Origin of the sequence: Halopseudomonas sp. (assembly GCF_047631575.1) — a bacterium.
Taxonomy (GTDB): Bacteria; Pseudomonadota; Gammaproteobacteria; order Pseudomonadales; family Pseudomonadaceae; genus Halopseudomonas.
On sequence record NZ_JBLIAB010000001.1, the window covers coordinates 315,018 to 331,023 of the forward strand.

Consider the following 16,006-nt stretch of genomic DNA (forward strand, 5'->3'; position numbering starts at 1 on the left):
CCGTCTGCAGCCCCAAGCATTGCTTGACCACCAGCCTACATCTCCTTAGCCTTAGCTGATTATTCCCCCCATGCAAGGATTTATGCATGCTGCGTCCTCTATACGTTGCCATTCTGCTAGCAGTTGCCTCCGGCCAGGTTGCGGCCCAGGCCGACCTAATGACTGTCTATCAGGAAGCCCTTCTCCAAAGCGCCGATCTGGCGGCAGCTCAGGCTGACTCACTGGCTCGTCAGGAAGCCTTGCCCCAAGCCAGATCACTACTGCTGCCTAATATCGCAGTCGGCGCCGGCATAGCCCGTGAGCGGTTTGAAGTCGAAGGACGGGGCAGCGATACCTACAACACTAACTACTACCAGGCCAACCTCACTCAGCCCCTATTTCAAGCCGAGCGCTGGTTTAACTATCAGGCCGCCAAATCGATCAGCGCACAGGCTCAAGTCGAGTTTTCTGCGACGCAGCAGGCGCTGATTATCGAAGTGGCTGACGCTTACTTCAACGTCCTTCGCGCCTCGGACAATTTGGCAACTGCTCGCGCAGAAGAGGACGCGTTCGAGCGTCAACTTGACCAGGCGCGGGAACGCTTCGAGGTCGGCCTGTCTGCCCGTACAGATGTACTGGAAGCACTTGCCGGTTATGATACTGCCCGCGCAACGCGGCTGACCGCAGAGACCAATCTGACCGTCAGCTATCAGGCTCTGACCCGTCTGACCCTGACTGATTACGACAGTCTGGCTGGCATACGTCATGAGATGCCCATCATGCCACCGCTGCCAGCCAACCTGCAGGAGTGGGTCGACACCGCAGCGATGCAGAACCTCAGTCTGCAAGCAAGCCGACTGGCAGTGGAAACTGCAGGCGATACCTTGCGCAGCAGCAGGTCAACTTACCTGCCTGTAGTGGATGCGTTCGCACGATTCAATAACGGCAGTGGCGGCGCAGATCTGGGTGGCGCACTCAGTGCGACCAACAGCAGCGGCGATACCGAGCAAGCCAGCATTGGCATTGAAGTCACCGTGCCGCTATTTACCGGCGGTGCCAGAAGCTCACAGGTACGTGAATCCATTTACCGGCTTACCCAAAGCGAGCGATTGAGCGAGGCCAGGCTGCGTGAAGTGGTTGAATCAACACGTAACCTGTTTCGCACCGTGACCTCCAGCGTTGAAGAAGTGGAAGCCCGTCGGCAGGCTATTATCTCAGCGAAGGCCGCGCGGGACGCTACCCAGACCGGGTACGAAGTCGGCACACGCAATGTGGTGGATGTATTGGAATCCGAGCGAAACCTGTTTCGGGCAGTCCGTGACTACAACACTACTCGCTACAATTACATCATCGACAACCTTCGCTTGAAGCAAGCCGCCGGGACACTAAGCCCACAGGATTTGATGGAGTTGTCCGAGTGGCTTGATCCCAATTACGATCCGGATCGTGATTTCATTCCGCCATTTGACGAAGAAGAAGTTCAGCGCATGACCATGCGCCGACCATCCATGAATCGAATGGAAATGGATAGTAACGAATCCAGCGTGCCTGATGCAGACACCCAGCGCATTCGTAACTCGTTCTAAACGGACTTTATCGCCTTCAGGCACTCTACTCGGTAGCGGGGACTTTAAAGTCTCCGACACCGATTTCAGTATCAATGCCCTGAAGGAGCCGCTCAAGAGCACCCTGATTATCTTTCACAACGGCCAGTCCAGCGGTGCCAGCCTGACGCGCCGCTGTTGGCTCGCTGATCAGACGAATAACCGCTGTTGCCAGCTCACGCTGATCCGCCACCCGTTGCAACGCACCAGATCCCTGAAGTAGTTCACTGATTTCAGTAAAATTGAACGAATGGGGCCCGGAAATGATCGGCAGGCCCAAAGCTGCCGGCTCCAGATAGTTGTGCCCTCCGTGCGCCACTAACGACCCCCCAACGAAAGCGATATCTGCGCAGGCATACAACATCATCAACTCACCCATAGTGTCACCGAGCAGAACCTGATCGGCTCGCATCGGCGTCTTCCCACTGCTGCGCAGAACAGCATTCATATTCGCCCCCGCAATCAGTTTAGCAACATCACCGAATCGTTCAGGGTGTCGCGGCACCAGAATCAGCAGTGCATCAGAGTGCGACTCCAGCACCTGTCGGTGCGCCGCCAGGATGTGTTCATCTTCACCAGCATGAGTGCTCGCAGCAATCCAGACCGGACGCCCGCTCCACTGGCCCCTCAGCTGAGCCGCCTGTTCCAACACATCAGAATCGGGCTGCAAATCAAACTTGATACTGCCAGTAATGCTCATCGACTCCTGAGCAACCCCGAGCCGAGCAAAACGTTGGGCCTCAGCTTCCGTCTGCACAGCCACCCAGTCGAGGGCCGCAAACATCGGACGCACCAGCCAGCCCACGCGGCGGTAACCACGGGCCGAACGCTCCGACAACCGGGCATTGGCCAGTATCAGGGGCACCTCTGCGGCTTTTGCTTCGTGCACCATATTTGGCCATAGCTCGGTTTCCATGATGACACCAACACGCGGCCGTAAACGTCGGATGAACCGGCGCTGCAACCAGGGCAGGTCATAAGGCAGATAGGTATGACCAACCCGGTCGCCAAACATCTTACGGATCTGCTCGGAACCAGTAGGTGTCATACACGTAATGGTGACAGGAAGTTGCGGATAGCGTTCCAGCAACTGGCGCACCATCGGAGCAGCTGCAATGGCTTCGCCGACCGATACCGCGTGTACCCAGATACCGTCGGGACGTAAATCGCCACCCAGTGCCAGACGCTCATGCCACCGACGCGCGTAAGCAGGCGCCTTGCGCGCGCGAAGCAGCAACCGAAAAAGGACAAGGGGCATGCACAGAGTAAACACAAGACTGTAAAGGGTTCGCGTCATAGAAGCTCCTTGGTGGGCTTATCGCACAAGCATCAGGGCATAACAGTAAGGATTTGGAGCGAGACTCATATTAGCAGATGTGACCGCGAGCACCGGCAGTGTCTATAATAGTGCCCTTTACCCACAACTGAAGCGCAAGCGCTGGAGCCAATGAGTAAAACCCTCGAAACCGACATCTGTATTCTTGGCGGCGGGATCGCCGGATTATGGCTCAATGCGCGTTTACGCGGTCTGGGCTATAGCACCCTTTTGATTGAGCGTGGAGCCCTAGGCGGCGGGCAAAGTGGTAAGTCTCAGGGCATTATCCACGGCGGTACCAAATACGCTCTGCACGGCAAGTTGACCGCCGCAGCAGAATCCATTGCCGGCATGCCCAAGCGTTGGCGTTCGTGTCTGGAAGGGGACGGCGAACTGGACCTGCGCGGAGTACGCCTGCTATCGGACTATCACTACCTCTGGTCTCCAGGGAGCCTGATCAGCAATCTCGCCGGTTTTTTTGCCAGCAAAGCCCTGCGCGGTAAGGTAGACGCGGTCAAGGGCAAGAACCTGCCCGCGGTATTTGCCAACCCGGCCTTCAAAGGCAAGGTATATAGGCTGGCAGAGTTGGTAATCGACGTTCCTGACGCGGTTCGGCGCTTGAGCGAGCTCGCCGGCGACAGCCTGATTGCCGACAGCGCTCCGCAGATCGAACGTCGCGAGGATGGTAGCATTGACGCCGTGCGCATCAACGGCTATCAGATTAAGGCGCAGCGTTATGTAATGACTGCCGGAGAAGGCAACGAGGCGCTGTTGCAGGACTGGGGCGTCAGCCAACCCGCCATGCAGCGCCGACCCCTGCAAATGGTATTGGTCAAGGGCCCGGACCTTCCCCCGCTTTATGCACATTGCCTAGGCAGCAGTCCCAAGCCGCGGATGACAGTCACAACCCACCCCTGCGCCGATGGCCAGTGGTGCTGGTATCTGGGTGGAGAGCTCGCCGAGCAAGGCGTACAACTCACCCCTGACGCACTGGTAAGCAAAGCCCAGCACGAACTCGCCGAGCTTTTGCCCTGGATTGATCTGTCCAAATGCCAATGGACCACTTTGCCGGTCAATCGAGCAGAGCCCGCACAAAGCGGTCTGGTACGACCCGATACCGCCTATCTGCAACCGGTACAGAACGTTCTGGTCAGCTGGCCTACCAAACTCGCCCTGGCACCAGACCTCAGCGATCAGGCGCTGGCTCAGCTAGAACTACAGGGTATCCGACCAAACACCTCGGACGACTACTCACAGCTGCCTCGTCCCCAGTTGGCAGCTCCAGCCTGGGACATCTGCTTTCGATGAATAGCCTGCAACCCTTTCATCGTTCACTGGGTGACTCAGGCCTGCGGATTTCTCCCTTGGGGCTAGGCACGGTCAAGTTCGGGCGTAATCAGGGAGTCAAATATCCTGCGAGTTTCGAGCTACCCGATGACCGTCAAGCGCTGGATATTCTCGCTCAGGCGCAGGAACTGGGCATCAACCTGCTGGATACTGCACCCGCTTATGGCTCCAGCGAGGAACGCCTGGGCGAACTGCTTAAAAATCAACGGAAACAATGGATTATCTGTACCAAGGTCGGCGAGGAGTTTGAGGAGGGTAAGTCGTATTTCGATTTCAGCGCAGCGCATACCCTTCTCTCGGTCGAACGTTCACTGCGTCGGTTAAAAACCGATTATCTTGACCTGGTACTCGTCCATTCCGATGGCAACGACCTGAGCGTATTGAACGAAGGCGTATATCCAACGCTTGCCAAGCTCAAACAGGCTGGTGTCATCAGGGCATTTGGCTTCTCAGGAAAAACAACAGAAGGGGGGATTGGCGCACTGGAACAAGGAGACTGTGCGATGGTGACCTACAACCTTCATGAGCAGAGAGAACTACCTGTGCTCGATTACGCGCTGTCACACAACAAGGGGATATTGGTAAAAAAAGCCCTGGCCAGCGGACACATCTGCCTGCAGGATGAGGATCCCCTATTAGCCAGCCTGAAGCTGATCTACAGCCATCCTGCCGTAGCAAGCGCTATCATTGGCACTATCAACCCGGCCCACCTGCGCGAGAACGTCGCTACAGCGCTCAGAGTACTACAACCTTCAGAGGCAAGCGCATGTCACGCATCATAGCCCGCAAGGATCCGGGGGTGTTCAGAACCCAGGCCATCGAAGTGAAAGCCAGCCCCGAGGTACTCTGCTATACGCCTGTCGGCAACCCTCTTGGTTTCGCACAAATGCAGGCCATGCGTCAACCCATCGAAATAGATAACCCCGAGCGATTTGACATCGTCGCCGCCAACCTAGGTGTGTCGGTCGATTTGAGCCTCACCTGGCAACAACGGCAGTTTCGCGTCCTGATTCGCCAGAAGCGTATTGATCAGAGTGACAGCGTTCTCAAGCTAATTTCCGGTTATGTGCCAGCCCACGAATTACGTGTCCCACTATTACCAGTGATGACGGAGCTAGCAGAGGAATTATTGATTGAAGGCAGTCATGGCTGGCTGCAGGGTAGCTATCTGGACACCTGGCTACCAACGCCCTACGCCCCCGGCCTGCCCAGATGTAAACGCTATTCCTTCAAGCTGTCGCCCAGACACTGTGGCACTCGACCGGTACTGTGCCGAGAACTGCACCTGATCGAGCGTCCACGCGCCTATGTGCACCTGCCAACCAACTCCCTGCAACTGGTGTATGCGATGCAGCTCGAATTGCCCGAGAACTGTGCCAACATGACACTGCTTCACGCGGATGAGCGGCTCAATGGGAGCAGTGGCGAATTGATCGTAGAAATGGATTATCAGAAGCCGGAAATCTTTCTTGCCGAGCTGCGTGATGGCAAGGCAACCGGTGAGCTGTTCAGCCTGGTAGGCGGAGAGTTGCAACTTCGCCGCCCCAAAAATCCATGGCTCAGCGAATCGCTGGCAGCACAGGACGGATGGGTCGTATCAGCTCAGCGCTGCGACTGGAGCGAGGGCCTGACACGACTCTGAGCGACCGATTCAATCCGTGCTTCGCTCCCGGATACGTTCAACTATCGCAGTGGTCGAGCAGCTTTCGACGAAGTTTAGAACCTTTACCTCTCCACCCCAGCTGTGCACCAGTGGCGCGCCAACAACCTGATCGACACTATAGTCTCCGCCCTTGACCAGAATGTCGGGCTTGAGTGCCTTCAGTAGCGCCTCCGGTGTATCCTCGGCAAAACTGATCACCCAGTCGACCGCCCCCAGGCCAGCAAGTACAGTCATACGCCGTTCAACACTGTTGATCGGCCTGCCCGGCCCCTTGAGCCTGCTGACGGAGGCATCGTCATTGATGGCGACGATCAGCCGGTCACCCAGACTCCGCGCCTCTTCCAGATAGCCCACATGACCCGCATGGATGATATCGAAACAACCGTTGGTAAAAACAATACGCTCGCCATGGGCACGCGCGTCCTCAACTGCCTGAACGAGCTGCTCTAATCCAACCACTCCGCGCTCGCTACCCTGCTCTCGCTGCACCGCACGACGTAGCTCCGGGGCGCTGATCGCGGCCGTGCCAAGCTTACCGATAACGATACCGGCCGCAAGATTCGATAGACCCACGGCATTGGGCATCTCTTCGCCGGCCGCCAACGCCGCGGCCAGGGTAGAGATCACCGTATCCCCTGCCCCGGTCACATCGAACACTTCCCGTGCCCGCGCCGGCATGTGCAGCGCAGACTCGCCCCTGCGCAGGAGTGTCATGCCCTGTTCACTACGGGTCACCAGCATAGCTTCTAGCTGCAATTCCTCAACCAGCGCCATGCCCTTTTCGACCAACATCTGTTCGCTAGTGCAGTGCCCAACAACCGCTTCAAACTCAGTCAAATTCGGCGTTATCAGTGTCGCCCCACGATAAATACTGAAATCCTTACCCTTGGGATCGGCCAAGACCGGCACGCCCTGCTCGCGAGCAAGCGCAATCAGAGCCTGATGGTTGACCAATGCGCCCTTGCCATAATCTGACAGAATCATGACCTTTACCTTCCCCAGTAAACCTCGGACAGCAGCCAGTATTGCCTCGCCGTCAGTTGCGAAAGGCTCTTCGAAGTCAAGACGGATCAATTGCTGGTGGCGGCTCATTACCCGCAATTTAGTAATGGTTGGACGATCGGCATGGGTCTGGAAATCGCAGTAAACGCCAGCGGCGTTAAGCCGCTGGCGGAGACTCAACGCTGCCTCGTCTTCACCGGTCACCCCGACCAGCCAGGCCGGAGCACCCAAAGCAGCAATATTAAGCGCCACGTTGCCTGCACCGCCGGGCCTATCTTCGATCTGTTCGACCTTCACCACCGGCACAGGCGCCTCGGGTGAAATCCGGTGCGTAGGTCCATGCCAGTAACGATCAAGCATCACATCGCCCACTATTAGAACCGGCGCCGAATCAAAACGTGGCATGGTCAGTTTCATTGTCTATACCTGTGGTCAATCAGCCCCGCAGGGCAATAAGAGTTTTAGGCCCGGGCTGGTGGCTCATCCCGGAACTGCATGCTGTGCAGGCGGGCATAATAGCCATTTTGCGCTATCAATTCGGCATGGCTTCCACGCTCGACGATCCGCCCCTGGTCCATCACCATGATGATGTCGGCCTTCTCGATAGTCGACAACCTGTGGGCGATCACCAGAGTGGTGCGACCCTGCATAACGCGGTCGAGGGCCTTCTGGATATGCCTTTCTGACTCGGTGTCCAGCGCGGAAGTAGCTTCGTCGAGAATCAACACAGGCGCGTCTTTCAGCAACGCTCTGGCGATCGCCAGACGCTGGCGCTGACCGCCAGAGAGCAGCACACCATTCTCGCCGACCATGGTATCCAGGCCTTGCGGTAACTTGTCGATGAATTCCTTGGCATAGGCTGCCTCGGCCGCCTGCTCAATCGCCTCACGCGGTGCCCCAGCGAGATCACCATAGGCGATATTGTTGGCGATCGTATCGTTGAAAAGTGTCACATGCTGGGTAACAAGAGCAATGTGCCGACGGAGATTGCGCAAGCGATAGTCCTCAACGTCTACCTCATCAATCAGGATGTGACCCTCATTATGATGGTAAAAACGCGGAATCAGACTGACAAGAGTCGACTTGCCACTACCAGAACGACCAACCAGCGCTACCATCTGCCCTGGCTCAACAGAGAAATTGATGCCCTCAAGCACATTCTTCTCGGTATTGGGGTAACAAAAATCAAGATCGCGCACTTCAATTCGACCGGACACCCGGTCGCGTTCTACCGTCCCAGCGTCTGTTTCAGACTCTTCGTCCAGCTGATCGAAAATGCTCTCAGCCGCAGCGATACCCTTCTGGATATTTGCACTCACCTCGGATAACTGTCGGATCGGCTTGGGCAGCAATGCGGCGGCGGTGATATAAGACACCAGATCACCCACGGTAGAGTCGCCACGCAGAAACAACACCAAAAACATTACGGTGGCCATCGCGCTAAAGGTTACAAGCTGCAGCATGGGGGTAAATACCGCACCGGTTCGGGTCATTTTCAACCCACGCTGCCGATTGGCTTCACTAGCTTGATAAAAACGTCGGGCTTCGTACTCTTCGCCGCCAAAACTGCGAACAACGCGATAGCCGGAAATGGTTTCAGATGTTACGTGAGTAACATCCCCCATCGCTGCCTGAATCTTATGGCTCTGCTTGCGAAATTTTCTGCTGGTGCTATTAACCATCAACCCAATCACCGGCAGAATCGCCATCAGCACCAACGTCAGTTGCCAGTTCATCCAGAGTAAATACGCAAACAGGAATATCACGGTCATTCCTTCTCGAAACACGACCTTGATCGCGTCCGTTGCCGCTCCGGTAACCATAGCGACATTGTAGGTGATACGCGACACCAGATGACCCGAGTTGTGGTTGTCCAGGTAGCGGTTAGGCAGCGTGAGCAAGTTGTTGAATAGTGATGTTCGTAAATCGTGAACCACGCCAAGCGACACCTTGGCGATGTAGTAGTTGCCAAGAAAGGAGCCAGCTCCCTGATAGAGCGCTACCAGGATAATAAATAATGGGAAACCCCAAATAAGAGGTACACCCAGAAACATTCCACCTGCGCCCTGGGTCAAGCCATCGACAAAATACTTAAGCATCCAGGCCATAGCCGGCTGACTGGAGGCAAAAATCATAAAACCCACAATACTGATAGCAAAAGGCAGCCAGTAGGGCTTCACGTATCCCAGTAGACGCGCGTAAATCCGCGCACTAGATCGGGCGAAACTTTCTTTCTCGGAATCAGACATGAGCACTTCGCGATAATGGACCGGAACCAGAGTTTAACACAGCAATCCGGGGGCGCAGCGAGCGCTGCTAAAGTACGGTAAACTGCCGTTTTAGTTCAGGAAAGCCCCATGCAGTCAATGAGTAGCGAGCAGTTCGCAGCCATGCGCAGAGATGCCGAGGTTGTTGAAAAGGATGGCCATGGCGAGAAGGTTCTGCGACTGGCAGACGGTTCCTACCTCAAATTGTTCCGCCGCAAGAGCTGGTTCTCAAAAACAGTGCTCTTTCCACCCGCGACGCGCTTTGCAAAAAATGCAGAGGAGCTGGAACGCCTAGGCATTGCCTGTCCTCATATTATCAAGCTGTACAAACTGACCAACCCCTACCGCTCGGTGGTCCATTATGAACCGCTGGAAGGCACCACACTGCGGCAGATACTTAACCAGCAGCCCAGTCTTGAACAGCTCGAACTGTTTGGCATGCTGGCCGAATTCATTACTCATTTGCACGAAATTGGAGTCTATTTTCGCTCGTTGCACTTGGGTAATATTGTATTGACGCCAGGTGGCGAACTTGGTTTGATCGATATCTCCGACATGCGCTGTCTGGGTAAGCCTTTACCCATACGAATGCGTAATCGGAACTACAGACATTTGCTGCGTTACCAGAGCGACTGGGCGCTGGTTAATCCCGGCGCTCGAAGTGTAATTGACCCATACAGCAGAAAAACCTGATCAGATTCTGCTGTCATTTTTCCAGGATATGACATGCCTTCCACTTTCGCCCAATTAAAGCAATTCTGGCATGTCGAGATACTCGACTCGAAAAAACGGTTTTCTTGGTGGCGCCTGATTCGCAGGGCCCGCCGCAGCAACTCGTCTAAGTGTCTTTTCTGGCTAAGGCTTTCCCAATATCTCTACAGCCTGCCTTATCGTAGTACCCGCTCGGTAGGCAAACAGATAAACAAGTCACTGACCCGGACGTTCGGAGTCGAGATCATGCTGGGTGCCTGCATTGACGAGGGGCTGTCACTCGGACACCCCACTACGATCATCATCTACTCGGGTGTTCGGATTGGTAAAAACTGCTGTATCCGCCAGTGCACCACGATCGGTTCGATCGAAGTGGGCAACAAGGCGATAACCCTGGGAGACAATGTCGATATTGGTGCACATACTTGCATCATTGGCTCCGGGCCGACCATTGGGAGCAACGTACGTATTGGCGCCATGAGTTTCGTGAACAAAGATATCCCCGACGACGTCACCTACATAACACGCAAGGAAAGCTTCACCCGCCCAAACAAGACTTCCGGAACTTAAGCCAGAAGCGCTTCGCTCAGGGGTGTGCCTCGTTTTATCGGCTGGGAAGAGTGTTTGCCCAACACCCGCTCCAGATGTTTCGGAGCAAGGCCATACCCGGGCCGAATACTTCGAATATTTTCAAGGGTGAAAGCCTCTCCCGCGTCCATATCCCTGACAACATAGAGGGACCGACGAAACTGTGCGTTGCCCTGCTCACTGGATTTCCTGCCGTAATCGACTTGCCCAAGCGCTGACCAGGCTGTTTTGCTATCTCGACAGAGCGCCATTAACTCTGCGGGCTGAAGCGAAAAGCTGTCATCAGGCCCGCCGCCACTACGATCCAGCGTGAAGTGTTTCTCGATTATCGAGGCGCCCAACACAACACTGGCGATAGCCGTCGTGTTGTCCAGCGTGTGGTCCGACAGACCGGTTACCAGTCCATGCCGACGCATCATGTCAGGGATGGTCAGCAGGTTGTAATCTGCAGCCGGTGCGGGATACCCGCTCACGCAATGCAGTATCGCCAGCTCCTGACAGCCGCCCGAGCGAGCAGCCTCGACGGCCTCCTCGATTTCCTCCGCATCGGCCATACCAGTGGAAATGATCATCGGTTTGCCGGTCCGCGCGACATACCGAATCAGTGGCAGATCAACCGCCTCGAAGGAGGCAATCTTGTAGGCAGGTGTATTTAGATCCTCGAGCAGATCTACCGCAGTAATGTCGAAGGGCGAGCTGAATATAGTGATACCCAGCTCGCGGGCACGGGCGAACAGCGGCGCATGCCACTCCCAGGGCATGTGGGCTTCTTGGTACAGCTTGTAAAGCGTCTTCCCATCCCACAGCCCGCCATGAATTTGGAACTCTTCGGAGTCGCAGTCAAGCGTAATGGTGTCAGCTGTGTATGTCTGCAGCTTGACCGCATCGGCACCTGCGATCTTTGCCTCCTCGATTATTTTCAACGCAGTATCAAGGCTACCGTTATGGTTAGCAGATAGCTCGGCGATGATGTAGGGCGACTCGTCTGCCGCGATGCGGCGGCCGGCAATGTGGATGCTGGGTGTCGTTTTCATGATGTACTCTTATACGCTTGTACAGTGCGCCATTCCTCGGCCAGCAGGCCGAAGCAGACAATGGCATGATAATCTTTTCCATCAAAGTGCTGATCGCGTAGCACTCCTTCTCGGATGAAGCCAAGACGCTCGTGAAACCGGATGGAGCGTTCATTGTAGCCCAGCGCCTGCCCACAAATCTTGTGCAGGCCCAGCACAACAAAGGCATGGCGCATGCCGGCTGTACCCAGTGCCTGACCAGTACCCGGCTGCGCATCCGGTGCAATATAGAAGCCCCAGTCGGCAACGGTGTCGCTGCTCGTCAGATTGATTGCCAAAAACGCCCTCGGAGTATCATCTACCTCGAAAACCAGCAGGTGGCGCCTAGGGTCCAGGGAGGCGCGCTCGAACCACGCCCGATGCTCCTGCGTACCAATCTCATGTTGGGTGTACATGAAACGCCGTACATCCTCATGATTGCGCCAGGCTAGCACCCGCTCGAGATCAGCCTCCGTCATCGGGCGAATCCGTTGAGAATCAGGTATTTCCATCAATCGACTCCAGAAAACCGGCGACTAGGCGTGTACCCGTGCCGTCCGTTACCCTCGCTGCCGCTTTACTCATCGCGTGAAGCTGGTCGGCTGGCTTAAGCAGGCCACTCAACAATGCCGGTAGCGTCCAGGGTATGTCCTGTAGGCATTCGATCACTTTCACGGCATGGACCGCCTCCAAACTCTCAGCGACCAGGTGCTGATTATCTGCTAGCACCACCATGATAGCTGGCAATCCGAGACAACAACGTTCCCAAGAGGTGGCGCCCGCCGCCCCTATCGCCAAATCGCTATCGGCCATCAGCTGGGCCATATTACTTACATTAGATCTGACGGTTGTCGACACTGGCATGCCAGCTGCCTGCTCTCTTACCATGTCAATCCAAGGCGCCGTTTGGCCCATCACAACAGTTATGGCAAGATCCGCAGGTAACTGGGCACACTTCAGTGCCGTCAGGATCTGTCCAGTTGCATTGTCCTTGTCGACGCCCCCCATGCTGACGAGCAGATGGTGAAAAGGTGCTGACGCTCGGCGCTGGAGACTATGTTGGCGCGCCTCAGCGAACTCAGGACGCAATAAGGCATAATTCGCTCCGCACAAAAGCATGCAATCCTCGGGTATCCATTTGTGATAATCCAACGGAGCTCGCCCTAGGGTCTGATCCAGCAGCACATCGCAAAGATGCGAACGGTCAGCCAGATCGTCGATTACCAACAGATGTTGATAGCACGATTCAAGTGCGCTTTCCCAGCGCGCATCCAGTGCATAATGGTCCACTACCAGCCACTGAGGCTGTATTCCAGAGAGAAGCTCCACGCAAAGCATTGCATCCTGTTCCTGGGTTGCGCCGAGCCACGACGTATGGGCTAGCCCGCCGACGCACGGTGCTAGTGGAGCGTATGCCAACGGGTAGACTTTGTGGCCCTGCTGACGTACGTAGTCAATAAGATGGCCTGGATGCTCTCGGCAGATGAAATGACATTCGTATCCCGATTCCTGCAGCGCATCGGCCAATGTTAGACATCGCATGAGGTGGCCTATGCCCATCTCCAACGACGCATCAACCCGGAAAGCAACCGTACGGTTATATGTCATTCGTCTTGAGCATGCAGAGCTTTGAACATCCATTCTGCACGCTCCCAGTCTTCCGGTGTATCGATATCCTGCACTCGATAACGGGGCAGGAGCACCGGAGCAGAATCCTGACCAAATATCGTCTTGCTGTGCAGCCAGGCGTCGGCGCGCCCCCAGTAAAACTGGCCTGCGTCATGATAGGCTTCTTCTAGATCCTGCGACCGGGTGTTGAAGTGTTGAGGATTGAACATAGCCACTCGGCCCTCGGGTGTCCGCCGAATAGCTCGCTGAATAGGGAAGGCATAACTGGTGACCGAAAAGGCGAAGTCGCTGCCGGTGCCCATCAATACCGACAACCCCTCTTGGATGTCGCAGGCTCGGACGAATGGAGCTGTGGCGTACAGGCAACACGCCTGCTCAACCTGAACCTCATCGCGCTCATTAACCCACCCCACAGCGTGCCGTATCACCGAAATAGTGCCTGTGTGATCATCAGATAATTCAGGCGGACGCTCAAACGGTGCCACCGCTCCATATTTCTGAGCGACCTCGGCAATCTCTTGGTCGTCGGTTGAGACTAGTACCTGATCGAAACAGCCGCTCTCAAGCGCTGCCTCAATAGACCAGGCGATCATGGGTTTGCCACAGAACATCTTGATGTTCTTGCGCGGGATGCGTTTGCTACCGCCCCGCGCTGGTATTATTGCAATACGCATCCCATTCATCCCCAGACGTTTCATTTACCCCACGCAGCGGCTCGACTATCTTCAAAAAACTGACGCTGGTCGGGCAAGAGACCTGATGCATGCCATAAGAGAAAGAATATCAGCTCACGCCTGAGGCTACCTTTAAAGTAGCTCGTCGGATTGAAATCGACCTCTAGTCGTGCTGCGTCAGCCCTGTATTGGCGCATAACTCGGGCAACCAAACGCCAGCTCACGCCACTTTTACGATTGATCATTTTTCTGGCCGTGCTCAATAAGTACAACCGTAGAAACTTCCTCTTCAATAAATCTAGCTCTTGCGGACCTGCAAGCTCTTGCGCCCTAGAAAGGCCGAATACCGCCGTATACATCCTGTCCAGATAACGTGTCGAGAAACCTGAGCGAGTGACGGATTCATAATCTTCGCAATGTATGTACCCCACCAGATCGCTTTTGTAGAGACTCTTAACGTAGAAAGGATAAATAAACAACAAGGCGTTATCTTCGTAAATGCAATGCTCTGGATACCGTATGTCGTTATCCAGAATAAGCCGACGACTGATAATTTTGGTACAAATCCTTCCAAAGTTAACCAACAACGTAGACTGGACCTGCCCTGCGTCCTTATAGCCGCCAGGCGCGAGGCCCATGGTGTTGACCTTCTTGCCGCGGGACAGGTAATCGAAATCAATCAGGTCAAATTCTTCTTCACAAAGCGAAGCCAACGAGCCAATGACGGAGGGATTGATATCGTCATCCGAGTCGACAAACCATACATAGGCGCCTGCAGCGGATGCCAAACCAGCATTTCTGGCGCCCCCCGGACCGCGATTTTCCTGGTGAATCACCCGGCACTGCAGTTGGCTCCTAGCAACAAATTGATCCAATAGAGCCGGCGTCTCATCGGAAGAACCGTCATTGATGAGGACTAATTCCACCCGGGCGTCTTCAAGGTCTCCCAGCGTCTTCAAAAGACGCTCGCATTTCCGGCCTGAGTTGTAGAACGGCACAATAATCGAGAGCAGCATTTTATAGTATCGACGCTTTCAGCGCGCCGATCACCTCGTCTTGCTGAGCGTCTGTCAAACCTTGAAACATCGGCAAACTGATAGCTTCGGCGTAATATTGTTCTGCGTCCGGGAAAGTTCCCATCTTGAACCCCATCTTGCGATAGTAAGGCTGTGTATGAACAGGAATATAATGCACGTTAACCCCTATCCCCTGCTCGCGAAGGGACTCGAACACCTGACGATGCGTGTGACAGATCTGGTCGAGTTGCAAGCGAATAACATACAGGTGCAAGCCGGAATAACTATCCGGATGCTGCCATGGAGTTGTGAGCGGTAGATCCTTGAGAAGACTGTCGTAGCGACGTGCCAGCTCATGCCTGCGCGCCACAAACTGATCAAGGCGATCCATTTGACTCACGCCCAGCGCCGCCTGCAAGTCGGTCATACGGTAATTGAACCCGAGATCCACCTGCTGATAATACCAAGGGCCGTCTGCAGCATGGGTCATCAAATCCGGATCCCGGGTAATACCGTGGCTGCGCAGAAGGTTCATGCGGCTAGCCAACTCTTCATCGTTGGTTAACGCCATACCCCCTTCTGCAGTGGTAATGATCTTAACCGGGTGAAAGCTGAATACGGTAATGTCGCTGTAACAGCCATTACCGATGTATTCATTCTTGTATTTTCCGCCAATAGCGTGAGAAGCATCTTCAATGATGCGAAAACCGTAGCGTTGCGAGAGAGCGTGAATACGGGCCATGTCACAGGGCTGACCGCATAGATGCACTGCCACTACCACCTTCGGGAGCCGGCCAGCCTGTTCAGCTCGCTCAAGCTTGCTTTCCAGCGCAACCGGGCAGAGGTTATAGGTGCGCGGATCGATATCAACAAAATCCACATCGGCACCACAATACAGTCCGCAGTTGGCCGACGCGACGAAGGTTATCGGGGAGGTCCACAGCAAGTCGCCCGGGCCCAGATCAAGGGCAAGGCAGGCGATATGCAGGGCCGAAGTCGCACTGTTGACAGCTAAGGCATGCCCCGCCCCTACATGGCTGGCGACCGACTGTTCGAAACGGGGCACCATCGGCCCCTGGGTTAGAAAGTCGGATCGCAGCACCGCCACCACGGACTCAATATCCTCTTCGGTAATTTCCTGCCGACCATAAGGAATCAT

Annotated in this window: 15 protein-coding genes; 6 read left to right on the plus strand and 9 right to left on the minus strand. The window is 55.2% G+C overall.

Going from position 1 to position 16,006, the window contains the following annotated elements; translation table 11 throughout:
- Nucleotides 1-86 precede the first annotated feature (86 nt).
- The gene (locus ACJAXR_RS01560) at nucleotides 87-1,565 is read left to right on the plus strand and encodes a TolC family outer membrane protein (protein WP_415056492.1); all 1,479 of its coding nucleotides are present in this window, start codon (nucleotides 87-89) and stop codon (nucleotides 1,563-1,565) included.
- Between the two features lie 25 nt (nucleotides 1,566-1,590).
- Here ACJAXR_RS01560 and waaA read toward each other — a convergent pair whose 3' ends face one another.
- Entirely contained in the window at nucleotides 1,591-2,880 is a 1,290-nt protein-coding gene (gene waaA, locus ACJAXR_RS01565; RefSeq protein ID WP_415056493.1) for a lipid IV(A) 3-deoxy-D-manno-octulosonic acid transferase, read from the minus strand.
- Nucleotides 2,881-3,030: 150 nt separating this feature from the next.
- Here waaA and ACJAXR_RS01570 point away from each other — a divergent pair, with 150 nt between their 5' ends.
- From ACJAXR_RS01570 to ACJAXR_RS01580, 3 genes are read left to right on the plus strand one after another with little or no spacing between them, the layout of a single operon-like run.
- The gene (locus ACJAXR_RS01570; RefSeq protein ID WP_415056494.1) at nucleotides 3,031-4,206 is read left to right on the plus strand and encodes an FAD-dependent oxidoreductase; all 1,176 of its coding nucleotides are present in this window, start codon (nucleotides 3,031-3,033) and stop codon (nucleotides 4,204-4,206) included.
- On the plus strand, nucleotides 4,203-5,027 hold the full coding sequence (locus tag ACJAXR_RS01575; protein WP_415056495.1) for an aldo/keto reductase: 825 nt from the start codon (nucleotides 4,203-4,205) through the stop codon (nucleotides 5,025-5,027). The genes ACJAXR_RS01570 and ACJAXR_RS01575 overlap by 4 nt, the downstream gene beginning before the upstream one ends.
- The gene (locus ACJAXR_RS01580; protein WP_415056496.1) at nucleotides 5,012-5,887 is read left to right on the plus strand and encodes a metal ABC transporter ATPase; all 876 of its coding nucleotides are present in this window, start codon (nucleotides 5,012-5,014) and stop codon (nucleotides 5,885-5,887) included. The genes ACJAXR_RS01575 and ACJAXR_RS01580 overlap by 16 nt, the downstream gene beginning before the upstream one ends.
- A 9-nt stretch (nucleotides 5,888-5,896) precedes the next feature.
- On the opposite strand, the gene hldE is transcribed toward ACJAXR_RS01580, so the two are convergent.
- Together hldE and msbA are read right to left on the minus strand one after the other, a co-directional pair.
- Nucleotides 5,897-7,327: a bifunctional D-glycero-beta-D-manno-heptose-7-phosphate kinase/D-glycero-beta-D-manno-heptose 1-phosphate adenylyltransferase HldE gene (gene hldE / locus ACJAXR_RS01585; RefSeq protein ID WP_415056497.1), complete on the minus strand. Its 1,431-nt coding sequence runs from the start codon at nucleotides 7,325-7,327 to the stop codon at nucleotides 5,897-5,899.
- A 44-nt stretch (nucleotides 7,328-7,371) separates the two neighbouring features.
- Nucleotides 7,372-9,159, minus strand: a complete 1,788-nt coding sequence (gene msbA / locus ACJAXR_RS01590; RefSeq protein ID WP_415056498.1) for a lipid A export permease/ATP-binding protein MsbA — start codon at nucleotides 9,157-9,159, stop codon at nucleotides 7,372-7,374.
- Between the two features lie 108 nt (nucleotides 9,160-9,267).
- On the opposite strand from msbA, the gene ACJAXR_RS01595 reads away from it, so the two are divergent.
- Both ACJAXR_RS01595 and ACJAXR_RS01600 read left to right on the plus strand, forming a co-directional pair.
- Entirely contained in the window at nucleotides 9,268-9,870 is a 603-nt protein-coding gene (locus tag ACJAXR_RS01595; RefSeq protein WP_415056499.1) for a lipopolysaccharide kinase InaA family protein, read from the plus strand.
- A 33-nt stretch (nucleotides 9,871-9,903) separates the two neighbouring features.
- The gene (locus ACJAXR_RS01600; protein WP_415056500.1) at nucleotides 9,904-10,458 is read left to right on the plus strand and encodes a serine acetyltransferase; all 555 of its coding nucleotides are present in this window, start codon (nucleotides 9,904-9,906) and stop codon (nucleotides 10,456-10,458) included.
- Here the strand turns inward: ACJAXR_RS01600 and pseI are convergent.
- The 6 genes from pseI to pseC are packed head-to-tail and all read right to left on the minus strand — an operon-like array spanning nucleotide 10,455 to nucleotide 16,006.
- Nucleotides 10,455-11,510 (minus strand): pseudaminic acid synthase, encoded by a 1,056-nt coding sequence (gene pseI, locus ACJAXR_RS01605; RefSeq protein WP_415056501.1) that lies wholly within the window; start codon nucleotides 11,508-11,510, stop codon nucleotides 10,455-10,457. The genes ACJAXR_RS01600 and pseI overlap by 4 nt on opposite strands.
- Nucleotides 11,507-12,040 (minus strand): UDP-4-amino-4,6-dideoxy-N-acetyl-beta-L-altrosamine N-acetyltransferase, encoded by a 534-nt coding sequence (gene pseH, locus ACJAXR_RS01610; RefSeq protein ID WP_415056502.1) that lies wholly within the window; start codon nucleotides 12,038-12,040, stop codon nucleotides 11,507-11,509. Before pseH ends, pseI begins: the two co-directional genes overlap by 4 nt.
- Complete coding sequence (pseG, locus tag ACJAXR_RS01615) at nucleotides 12,027-13,169, minus strand: UDP-2,4-diacetamido-2,4,6-trideoxy-beta-L-altropyranose hydrolase (RefSeq protein ID WP_415056503.1); 1,143 nt, start codon at nucleotides 13,167-13,169, stop codon at nucleotides 12,027-12,029. The genes pseH and pseG overlap by 14 nt, the downstream gene beginning before the upstream one ends.
- Nucleotides 13,133-13,831, minus strand: a complete 699-nt coding sequence (pseF, locus tag ACJAXR_RS01620) for a pseudaminic acid cytidylyltransferase (protein WP_415056504.1) — start codon at nucleotides 13,829-13,831, stop codon at nucleotides 13,133-13,135. Before pseF ends, pseG begins: the two co-directional genes overlap by 37 nt.
- A 20-nt stretch (nucleotides 13,832-13,851) precedes the next feature.
- Nucleotides 13,852-14,847, minus strand: coding sequence for a glycosyltransferase family 2 protein (locus ACJAXR_RS01625; protein WP_415056505.1), 996 nt, complete (start codon nucleotides 14,845-14,847; stop codon nucleotides 13,852-13,854).
- Between the two features lies 1 nt (nucleotide 14,848).
- Nucleotides 14,849-16,006 carry a UDP-4-amino-4,6-dideoxy-N-acetyl-beta-L-altrosamine transaminase gene (gene pseC, locus ACJAXR_RS01630; protein ID WP_415056506.1) on the minus strand — a complete coding sequence of 386 codons (1,158 nt, stop codon included), beginning with the start codon at nucleotides 16,004-16,006 and terminating at the stop codon, nucleotides 14,849-14,851.